Source organism: Segatella copri, assembly GCF_002224675.1.
GTDB classification, from domain to species: domain Bacteria; phylum Bacteroidota; class Bacteroidia; order Bacteroidales; family Bacteroidaceae; genus Prevotella; species Prevotella copri_U.
Genome location: NZ_NMPZ01000014.1, coordinates 87,617 through 97,497, shown reverse-complemented (window position 1 = coordinate 97,497; position 9,881 = coordinate 87,617). Strand labels below are relative to the sequence as shown.

General features: G+C 46.3%; 8 protein-coding genes and 2 tRNA genes. 3 read left to right on the top strand and 7 right to left on the bottom strand.

Features of this window, described 5'->3' with window-relative positions; genetic code table 11:
* Positions 1-38 precede the first annotated feature (38 nt).
* Together CFT61_RS09890 and CFT61_RS09885 are read right to left on the bottom strand one after the other, a co-directional pair.
* A tRNA-Ser gene (locus CFT61_RS09890) sits at positions 39-123 on the bottom strand.
* 320 nt (positions 124-443) lie between these two features.
* Positions 444-1,322 (bottom strand): FAD-dependent thymidylate synthase, encoded by an 879-nt coding sequence (locus CFT61_RS09885; RefSeq protein ID WP_089544270.1) that lies wholly within the window; start codon positions 1,320-1,322, stop codon positions 444-446.
* A 201-nt stretch (positions 1,323-1,523) separates the two neighbouring features.
* Here CFT61_RS09885 and tsaA point away from each other — a divergent pair, with 201 nt between their 5' ends.
* Positions 1,524-2,204 carry a tRNA (N6-threonylcarbamoyladenosine(37)-N6)-methyltransferase TrmO gene (tsaA, locus tag CFT61_RS09880; RefSeq protein WP_089544269.1) on the top strand — a complete coding sequence of 227 codons (681 nt, stop codon included), beginning with the start codon at positions 1,524-1,526 and terminating at the stop codon, positions 2,202-2,204.
* Positions 2,205-2,468: 264 nt separating this feature from the next.
* Here the strand turns inward: tsaA and CFT61_RS09875 are convergent.
* The 5 genes from CFT61_RS09875 to sppA all read right to left on the bottom strand — a co-directional run bounded on the left by CFT61_RS09875 (position 2,469) and on the right by sppA (position 7,499).
* A tRNA-Phe gene (locus CFT61_RS09875) sits at positions 2,469-2,541 on the bottom strand.
* Between the two features lie 139 nt (positions 2,542-2,680).
* Positions 2,681-3,790 (bottom strand): thiamine-phosphate kinase, encoded by a 1,110-nt coding sequence (gene thiL / locus CFT61_RS09870; RefSeq protein ID WP_089544268.1) that lies wholly within the window; start codon positions 3,788-3,790, stop codon positions 2,681-2,683.
* Between the two features lie 26 nt (positions 3,791-3,816).
* The gene (locus CFT61_RS09865; protein ID WP_089544267.1) at positions 3,817-4,626 is read right to left on the bottom strand and encodes a purine-nucleoside phosphorylase; all 810 of its coding nucleotides are present in this window, start codon (positions 4,624-4,626) and stop codon (positions 3,817-3,819) included.
* Positions 4,511-5,680 carry a tetraacyldisaccharide 4'-kinase gene (gene lpxK / locus CFT61_RS09860; RefSeq protein ID WP_089544266.1) on the bottom strand — a complete coding sequence of 390 codons (1,170 nt, stop codon included), beginning with the start codon at positions 5,678-5,680 and terminating at the stop codon, positions 4,511-4,513. The genes CFT61_RS09865 and lpxK overlap by 116 nt, the downstream gene beginning before the upstream one ends.
* A 34-nt stretch (positions 5,681-5,714) precedes the next feature.
* Positions 5,715-7,499, bottom strand: a complete 1,785-nt coding sequence (sppA, locus tag CFT61_RS09855; RefSeq protein WP_089544265.1) for a signal peptide peptidase SppA — start codon at positions 7,497-7,499, stop codon at positions 5,715-5,717.
* A 402-nt stretch (positions 7,500-7,901) separates the two neighbouring features.
* Between sppA and CFT61_RS09850 the strand changes: the two genes are divergently transcribed.
* Together CFT61_RS09850 and groL are read left to right on the top strand one after the other, a co-directional pair.
* Positions 7,902-8,174, top strand: a complete 273-nt coding sequence (locus CFT61_RS09850; protein ID WP_089544264.1) for a co-chaperone GroES — start codon at positions 7,902-7,904, stop codon at positions 8,172-8,174.
* A 33-nt stretch (positions 8,175-8,207) separates the two neighbouring features.
* Positions 8,208-9,836, top strand: coding sequence for a chaperonin GroEL (gene groL / locus CFT61_RS09845; protein ID WP_089544263.1), 1,629 nt, complete (start codon positions 8,208-8,210; stop codon positions 9,834-9,836).
* Positions 9,837-9,881: the final 45 nt, after the last annotated feature.

The window sequence follows — 9,881 nt, the reverse complement described above, 5'->3', positions numbered from 1 at the left end:
GAAAAAAGCCTTCTGAAATTTCTTTCAGAAGGCTCTTGCGGAGAGAGAGGGATTCGAACCCCCGGTACCTCTCGGTACGACGGTTTTCAAGACCGTTGTAATCGACCACTCTACCATCTCTCCAAATTCGGTCTGGATGACTATAGCTTGGTTTTCTTAAGCGGATGCAAAGGTACAACCTTTTTTTGATTCCACCAAATTTTTGAGGAACTTTTTGAGAAAAAATATCGAAAAATATGGGAAATAGCTCTGAAAATGCCTCAGAACTGGTGAAAAAGGCATAAAAAAAGGGCTACCGCCGTAGCCCCAACCTTGATAACCTTAAATCTAATACTATGAAAAACACAGTGCAAAAATACGAAATATATCTGTTCCTTGTGTATAGAAAACAGAAAATCTATATTTTAGCTGTGATTTTTTACCTTTTTTAAGCGTTCTCCTTTCTATTTTAAATAACCTTTAGCCTTGAACTCTTCCATCAATGGCAAGGCGAGAACCTTGGCATCTGGGTGAGGAGCTCCTGTGGTTCCTAAAGCACGGAGATCGAAGAAATGCTTCCAGTCGCTGATAAATGCGGTATGTACCAATTCTGTGTTGCAATCCAATGGCAGGATGGCACGAGCCTCCTGTGGTTTGCAGCCAGCTTCTATCAATTTCATGTAGGCATATTCTGCAGCCTGGTTGGCGAAGATCCAGGTGTCGAGCTTGCTCCATTCCTGTGCTCTGCCTTCAGCAATGTCGGCGCACATATCTTCCAATCGGTAATCCTCTTTCTCCTGAGAACCATTATAACCTTCTTCTTCTACCCAGGTAGGAAGGTTGATCGTTATCTCATTGTCGAACTTATTCTTGGAGTAGTTGCAGTAGCGTGTGCTCTGCTCTGCCATAGAGTTGGCACGATGGCGGTTGTACTCACGGGTGATGGCAATCTGTGTGGTAAAATGAACGGTGATGCGGAGCTCGTGCTTTCCTTCCTCATAGTCGCTGAGGTATTTCAAATCATCCATCGCCTTGTTTTCTGCCAGAACACGGAGATTGGTAGTGATGTAATCCTTGCCGTCTATGGTGTGGCAGCGAGAGAACTTGTTGCTTGTATAGAGTGGTAACTCCCCATGATTGCATACGAGATAGACTGTGCCGTGTTCCAACATTGCATAGTGCTCACTCTGTATCATTCTATCTACGAATGGCTTAGCCGAGTCGTTGGTGGTGTTGTTCTCACTTTTGTAGCACACTCTTCCGGCACGTTCTATCTGCTGATAAATGCTGAGCTCTCCTGGCTTTTGCAGCCAGATCTCATATTGAGGCCTTTCTATTTTCATTGTTTTCTCTTTTTATTTCATTGATTGCTTGTTAATATCATGGTGCAAAGGTACATTATTTTGTGGAGACAACAAAATAATCGGGCGCTTTTTTCGTACTATATATATAATGTACTATATATAATAAGGTGTAATCATTGGAATATATGGAAATATACCCCAGTATATGAAAAAAGGAACTAAAATCAATAATATAAAGATATGGAAATAAAACCAATAGCAAGATTCCGTTCTCCGTTCAGCAGCAAGTTTGGTATTCCCAAGCAGGCTGGATTGGTGGCGGAACTGGAAGGACAGATTGTTTTTGAACCCGAATATCGCAATCCGGATTTCCTCAGAGGAATGGAAGGTTTCGATTTCCTCTGGCTTATCTGGGAATTCTCGGCAAATAAGCATAAGGCGAACAGTCCGGTTGTAAGGCCTCCTGTCTTGGGAGGTAACGAGAAGGTCGGGGTATTTGCTACCCGCAGTCCTTTCCGTCCGAACAACATCGGATTGTCATCCGTGAAAATCTCCCGTATTGAATGGGAAACAAGCAAGGGACCTGTCATTCATGTAAAGGGTGGTGACCTGATGGATGGTACTCCCATCTATGATATCAAGCCTTACGTGGTGTATGCCGATTGTCATCCTGATGCACGAAGTGGATTCGTGGATGATCGGAAATGGGCGAAGCTGGATGTTGAGATTTCCGGGGAAATAAGGGAATACCTGATTTGCCAGGGATTGAATGATGAGAAGATTGAAATCTTGAAAGAGGTTCTGGCGCAGGATCCTCGTCCGCATTACCAGAAAGACCCTCATAAGGTTTATGGAATGCCTTATGAGGGTCTGGATATTCATTTCTCTGTCTGCGAAAAGACGCTTACTGTTGTAAGGTAAGTGTTTGACGCATTTAGAGAGAATGGTTTGCGATATGGTTTCTTACTTTGCAAAAGTAGCGAAGTTCACATTCTCGAGCTTGATTTTGCAAGTCTCATTGATATCCTGAGCCTTCTGATTGTAGAAGATATAGGTATCCTTGACGGTAATGTCGTGAACCATTCCCTCTGCGCCGTGAGCAACGATGCTGTTTTATCTCCTTTTCAGAATACGTAAAAAGGCGGCTCTAACCGAAGTCAGAAACCGCCTAAATGAAAGGAGGAGTGGTACCACCAGGAATCGAACCGGGGACACAAGGATTTTCAGTCCTTTGCTCTACCAACTGAGCTATGGCACCATCTTGCTTTTTGCGGTTGCAAAGGTACAACAAAAATTTTAATTGAGCAAGAGAAAACCAAATATTTTCTCTTGCTTAATGTTTATTAACTAAAATCGCCTCTTTCGGGTTTCTTCCTTAGAGAAGGCGATTCGTAAAACTAGTCTTTCAGAGGATTCCATCCCTGCGCCTTGAGTTCGAATTCCTGACCATCGCGGGTAATGAGGAACTTGCCGAGGCTCTCCTTGGTGATGTAACCAATCTGTTTCACGCCTTCCATTTCCTCAATCTTGGCATGGTCGCCGATAGGAACGGTAAAGAGAAGCTCATAGTCTTCGCCACCATTCATGGCACAGGTAGTGAGGTTCATGTTGAATTCCTCTGCCTGAACTGCTGTCTGGTAGTCGATAGGGATATTCTTCTCATAGACACGACAGCCGCAGTTGCTCTGTTCGCAGATGTGCATCAACTCGCTGCTCAAGCCGTCGCTGATATCCATCATAGCGGTAGGGCGGATACCTGCCTCACGGAGCTGGGCTATGATGTCGCCGCGAGCTTCTGGCTGAAGCTGACGCTGCAGCAGGTATTCCTTGCCGGCGAAGTCTGGCTGGAAGTTACGCATTTCCTGCAAGTCTTTGTTGAGGGCTGCCAACTTCTGGTCGTCACCCTGCGCTTTTGCCTCTGCCATCTTCTTGCGGATGTCTTCTACCTGTCCGTAATATACAGCCTTTTCGCGTTCCAGGAGCTGCAGACCCATGTAGGCAGCACCCAGGTCGCCGGTTACACAAATGAGGTCTGTTTCCTTGGCACCGCTGCGATATACGATATCTTCCTTTGCTGCCTCGCCAATGCAGGTGATGCTGATGGCAAGACCGGTGAGTGAGGAAGTGGTGTCGCCACCTACGATGTCAACGCCAAACTTATCGCAAGCCATACGCAGGCCTCTGTAGAATTCATCAAGGTCTTCTACCTTGAAGCGCTTGCTCAGTGCAATGCTTACCACCATCTGGCGTGGCGTTCCGTTCATGGCGAAGATGTCGCTGATATTGACCATGGCACTCTTGTAACCCAAGTGCTGCATATCAATATAGGTCAGGTCGAAATGCACACCTTCCATCAGCATGTCGGTAGTCATCAGCACCTCCTTGTCGGGATAGTGCATCACCGCACAGTCATCGCCTACGCCATAAACAGTAGAGGCATTCTTGTTTTCATATCCTTTGGTGAGATGGTCTATCAGTCCAAACTCACCCAACTTAGCTATATCCAAGATAATTTATAATTTATAATTAATAATTATGATCTGCGAATCATTTCTCGCATAATCTCAGTCATCTTAGGCTGAGCAGCATTGGCAGCAATCTGTACCTCCTCATGGCTAACCTCTACAGGAACGTCGAAGCCGCCGAGGTCGGTGATGATGCTGATGCCGAATACCTTGATGCCGCAATGGCGGGCCACGATTACCTCAGGAACGGTGCTCATACCTACAGCATCACCACCCAGGGTACGATACATACGATATTCTGCCGGAGTCTCGAAGGTAGGACCCTGGACGCCTACATATACACCATGCTGAACAGGAATGTTCTTCTCCTTGGCAATCTCGTCGGCAAGATCACGGAGCTGCTTGTCGTATGCCTCGTGCATGTCAGGGAAGCGAGGACCGGTAGGGAAGTTCTTGCCACGCAATGGATGCTCTGGGAAGAAGTTGATGTGGTCGTCGATAACCATCAGGTCGCCGATCTGGAACTTAGGGTTCATTCCGCCAGAGGCATTGCTTACGAAGAGGGTCTCGATGCCCAACTCGAACATCACGCGCTCAGGGAATGTTACTTCCTTCATATTATATCCCTCATAGAAGTGGAATCTGCCTTCCATTGCCATGATGTCCTTGCCGCCCAGCTTTCCGAAGATGAGCTTGCCTGCATGTCCTTCTACGGTAGATACCGGGAAGTTAGGAATTTCACTATATGGGAATTCGTAACTATCAGTTATTTCTGAAGCTAATTGTCCGAGACCTGTTCCCAGAATGATTGCAGTCTTCGGACTTGTGCTCATCCTTTCTCTTAGCCAGGATGCTGTTTCTTGAATTTTTTCGTACATAGCTTATTATCTTTTCGTTAAAATTATCTTCTTGGTCAAGCATGAAGCTTACCTTGATAGGCAATTCGTACATGCTTTCTTTCACACTCTCGTAGAGTCCTTCTGCCTCTCTCAGTCTCACGGCATCCTTTTCTGTTGTGATGATGATGCGTGGTTCCGGCAAGGCTTCGAATGCCTCATTGATGCGGTCAATGTCTTTGTTCTTGAAGCGGTGATGGTCGCCGAAAGAGAGAGACTTCATCTCCTTGACCATCGGTTTCAGGTCGTGCTCCATCTGTTTTGGAGATGCGATGCCGGTGAGCAGAAGCACGTGATAGTCTTTTGGATCTTTCAGTTCTTTTCCAGTGAAAACACCCTTCAGTGTATCGTAGTCGATGCAGGTGAAGTAGAGTTTCTGGAATGGATAGAGATCCATAGCCTTGGTGAGTACACGAAACTCCATAGGTTTCAGATCCTTTGGACATTTGGTGATAATCACGATGTCGGCACGGCTCTTTCCGCTCAATGGTTCGCGCAGTCTTCCTGCTGGTAGCATCTTGTCGTAGATGATGAGACGATGGTAATCTACCAGAAGGATATTGATGCCTGGTTTGACATAGCGATGCTGGAAGGCATCATCAAGCAATACCACATCTACATCCTTGGTCTCTTCGTTGCTTTGCAGGTTGTTGATGCCTCTTACTCGTTTGGCATCTACCGCTACGTAGATATCAGAAAACTTCTGGTACATCTGGAATGGCTCATCACCGATATCCGACATTTCTGTATTTTCATCTGCAAGTACATATCCGTGGCTCTTGCGTTTGTATCCACGTGACAGCACGGCAATTTTCACCTTGTCATGCAAGAGGCGAATCAAGTATTCCACATGCGGGGTCTTTCCCGAACCGCCCACGGTGATATTGCCCACCGAGATGACGGGAATCGAGAAGTCGCGGCTCTTCTTCAATCCGATGTCGAAGAGCCAGTTGCGGAATCTTACGATGCTGCCGTATATCCAACTGAGCGGTAGCAGCCAATCGTTGATCTTTATCAGATCTCCTTCTGTTCTCATTTCCTCACTCCTTTTTTATACCTTATTATATATATTAATGTATATTCAGTACGAATGGCATTGCTGCCTGCACTGGTTCTTTCTCCTTGATGTTGCGAATCATCATAAATGGTTGGTAGAGGTCACCCAGTGTGAGTCGTAACTGCTCATCGAGATAGTTGCCGCCGCTGCCTGACAGTCCGTCTAAAAGCTGGTCTATCCAGTCTGCAGGCATAGGATACTCTGTGGTTCCGTAATCGGAAACCTTGGCAAGTTGGGCTGCCTTGGCAACAGCGTCATCGAGACTGCCAAAACCGTCAATCAGTTTGATGCTCTTGGCGTCGGTTCCGAGCCATACTCTTCCTTGTGCAATCTTCTCCACTTCTTCGGTCTTCATCTTTCTGCCATCAGCCACACGCTGGCGGAAGAGAGCATAACCGCGGTTTACATAAGCCTGGAGATGGCCGATTTCTTCTGCTCTCCAAGGACGGGCACTGCCGGCACTGCCGTAGGCACTGTTGCGGTTGGTCTTTACCTCGTCATATTTGAATCCCAGCTTCTTGGTCATCAGGTCACTGATGTCTGGCAAGGCACCGAAGATACCGATACTGCCCGTCAGTGTTGTTGGCTGAGCCATGATATAGCTGGCACCCATACTCATATAATATGCACCCGAAGCTGCCATACCACCCATGGATACCACTACTGGTTTCTTCTTGTTGAGCTGACTGACTGCACGCCAGATCTGTTCTGAGGCATAGGCATCGCCACCACCTGAGTTGATGCGGAGTACCACAGCCTTGATGTTCTTGTCGTTGCCCAGATCCTGCAGATCCTGGATCACGTCGTTGCTCACAATCTGCTGCTCGCTGCCGAATGCGCCTGGAGTTGCTACTCTTACGATTTCTCCCTGGCAATAATATACAGCAATCTGGTCGCCAAGAAGGTTACTGTCATCTACGGCTGCATTTACATCACTCATAGATACCTGACAAATCTTCTCATCGGTTTTCAGACCGAGCTGTTTCTTTATTACGTCTCTGATTTCATCATAATAGCAGAATCCATCTACCATCTTTCTGGATTTCAAGAGCTTGGTATCATCGAATGCCATAAGTCCGTCTGCATAGCGATTCAGGGAATCCTTGGAAATGTTTCGGCTCTTGCTGACATCTGCCAGAATCTGATTCCAGAGACCTCCGATATATCGGGTAACCTGTTCGCGGTTGGCATCGCTCATCTTGTCCTCTGTGTACATCTCGGTGAAGCTCTTGTATTTGCCCACCTTTACAATGGTGAAGTGAACGCCAAATTTGGCAGCCACATCTTTTATATATTGTGTCTGTGAGGCAATACCGTGCCAATCTACCGAACCTTCCGGGTTCACATATACCTTGTTGGCAACCGAAGCTAGGTAATATCCACCTTGGGTCATGGCATCACCATAGGCGATGATCCACTTGCCGCTCTTCTTGAAGTCGGCAAGAGCGTTGCGGATTTCCTGCAATGTAGCGTAGTCTGTACTCAGAATACCCGTTTCCAGATAGATACCCTTCACCTTATCCTCCTGTTTTGCCTTCTTGATGGCTGAGAGGATATTGTTCATGCCAAGGTTGTTATATTGGTTACCGGTGAGCTGTCCCAACCAGTCGTCGTTTGCCTGATCGCTGATCTGACCTTGCAGCTTCATCACCATCACAGAATTGTCTTTCAGTGAAGGAGTCTTGCTGCTATTGCACATCATACCAATGAGTGTGATGACGGCGAGAATCACCATGATGATTCCGAATCCGAAGATACCTACGATGGTAGCGGCTACATTCTTGAAAAATTGCTTCATATCTATCTATATTACGTTGATACCGATTTATTTTTCTGCAAATATAGTAAAAAAGTAACAAATGACAAAGAGAATTGTACAAAAACACCGAAAAATGATGAAAATATAACGTTGTGTTAACGAAAAATGCTTATCACAGCAAGGAAGTTCGTATTGAAGAACAGTACGGATGGACAGAGTGAACTCACTTGTTATCTACCCAAGAAACCAACGGGTGGCTTCAGCATTTTTAGGTAAAGGCTGACAGAAATGTCAGTAGATGCGTAGTTGTGAGCGTGCCAAAGTGTCAGTTTTGACGCTTTGGCACGCTTTTCGTATAGGGTGAGGGTGTCTGGCGTATGCCCGAATAGGCTGAAGTGAAGACGAAAGATAGAAGTAATAACAAATTAAAATATAAGAATCATGAATATTAAACCATTAGCAGATAGAGTGCTGGTACTTCCTGCACCAGCTGAAGAAAAAGTAGGTGGAATCATTATCCCTGATACAGCAAAGGAAAAACCACAGCGTGGTAAGGTCGTTGCTACAGGTAAGGGTACCAAGGATGAAGAGATGATTCTCAAGGAGGGCGATACTGTTCTCTATGGAAAGTATGCTGGTACTGAACTTGAGTTTGATGGTGCTAAGTATATGATGATGCGCCAGAGCGACGTTCTCGCTGTGGTAGAAGAGTAATTGATAATTAACATTTTAATTAAGAATAAGGAAATGGCTAAGGATATTAAATATAATATGGATGCCCGCGACCTCTTGAAGAAAGGTGTTGATCAGTTGGCAAATGCAGTAAAGGTAACTCTCGGTCCTAAGGGACGCAACGTGGTAATCGAAAAGAAGTTTGGTGCTCCTCAGATTACTAAGGATGGTGTTACCGTAGCTAAGGAAGTGGAGTTGGAGAACAAGTTTGAAAATACCGGTGCACAGCTCGTAAAGAGCGTTGCCAGCAAGACTGGTGATGATGCCGGTGACGGTACTACAACAGCTACTATCCTGACTCAGGCTATCGTAACTGAGGGCTTGAAGAACGTAACTGCAGGTGCTAACCCAATGGATTTGAAGCGTGGTATCGACAAGGCTGTTGCTGCTGTCGTTGCCTTCATCAAGGATCATGCTGAGCAGGTAGATGACAACTATGACAAGATTGAGCAGGTGGCTACTGTTTCTGCCAACAACGATGCAGAGATTGGTAAGCTCTTGGCTGACGCTATGCGCAAGGTTTCTAAGGATGGTGTCATCACTATCGAGGAGAGCAAGAGCCGTGATACCAATATTGGTGTTGTTGAGGGTATGCAGTTCGACCGTGGTTACTTGAGCGGTTACTTCATGACTGACGCAGACAAGATGGAATGTGTAATGGATAATCCATACATCCTTCTTTACGATAAGAAGATTTCTAACCTGAAGGAGTTCTTGCCAATTCTCCAGCCAGCTGCAGAGAGCGGTCGTCCTTTGTTGGTAATCGCTGAGGATGTTGATTCTGAGGCTTTGACAACATTGGTTGTTAACCGTTTGCGTGGCGGTTTGAAGATCTGTGCAGTAAAGGCTCCAGGTTTCGGCGACCGTCGCAAGGCTATGTTGGAGGATATCGCTGTCTTGACTGGCAGTGTTGTCATTTCTGAGGAGAAGGGCTTGAAGTTGGAGCAGGCAACATTGGAAATGCTGGGTTCTGCTGACAAGGTTACTGTTACCAAGGATAATACAACTATCGTAAATGGTCATGGCGAGAAGGCTAATATCCAGGATCGTGTAGCTCAGATCAAGAACGAGATTGAGAACACCAAGTCTTCTTACGATAAGGAGAAGCTTCAGGAGCGTTTGGCTAAGCTCGCTGGTGGTGTTGCTGTTCTCTACGTAGGTGCTAACTCTGAGGTAGAGATGAAGGAGAAGAAGGATCGTGTTGACGATGCTCTCTGTGCTACCCGTGCAGCTATCGAGGAAGGTATCGTTGCTGGTGGTGGTACTACTTATATCCGTGCCCTCGAGGCTTTGAAGGATATGAAGGGTGACAACGCTGATGAGACTACTGGTATCCGCATCGTAGAGCGTGCTATCGAGGAGCCTCTCCGTCAGATTGTAGCCAATGCTGGTGGCGAGGGTTCTGTAGTCGTCAACAAGGTTCGCGAGGGCGAGGGTGACTTCGGTTACAATGCCCGCAAGGATGTTTACGAGGATATGCGTCAGGCTGGTATCGTAGATCCTGCTAAGGTTGAGCGTGTTGCTTTGGAGAACGCAGCTTCTATCGCTGGTCTGTTCTTGACAACAGAGTGCGTATTGGTTGATAAACCAGAGCCAGCTCCAGCTGCACCTGCTGCAGCTCCAGGCATGGGCGGTATGATGTAATAGAGTGCGTTTTTGCAACCTAAATATAACAAATAGGGGTGATTC

Bases quoted from the DNA above. Each gene is read 5' to 3' on its own strand.
- CFT61_RS09885 (WP_089544270.1), bottom strand. From the start codon at position 1,322: ATGAAAATAGAAAGGCCTCAATATGAGATCTGGCTGCAAAAGCCAGGA.
- sppA (WP_089544265.1), bottom strand. From the start codon at position 7,499: ATGAAGCAATTTTTCAAGAATGTAGCCGCTACCATCGTAGGTATCTTC.
- CFT61_RS09850 (WP_089544264.1), top strand. From the start codon at position 7,902: ATGAATATTAAACCATTAGCAGATAGAGTGCTGGTACTTCCTGCACCA.
- lpxK (WP_089544266.1), bottom strand. From the start codon at position 5,680: ATGAGAACAGAAGGAGATCTGATAAAGATCAACGATTGGCTGCTACCG.
- groL (WP_089544263.1), top strand. From the start codon at position 8,208: ATGGCTAAGGATATTAAATATAATATGGATGCCCGCGACCTCTTGAAG.
- CFT61_RS09865 (WP_089544267.1), bottom strand. From the start codon at position 4,626: ATGTACGAAAAAATTCAAGAAACAGCATCCTGGCTAAGAGAAAGGATG.
- tsaA (WP_089544269.1), top strand. From the start codon at position 1,524: ATGGAAATAAAACCAATAGCAAGATTCCGTTCTCCGTTCAGCAGCAAG.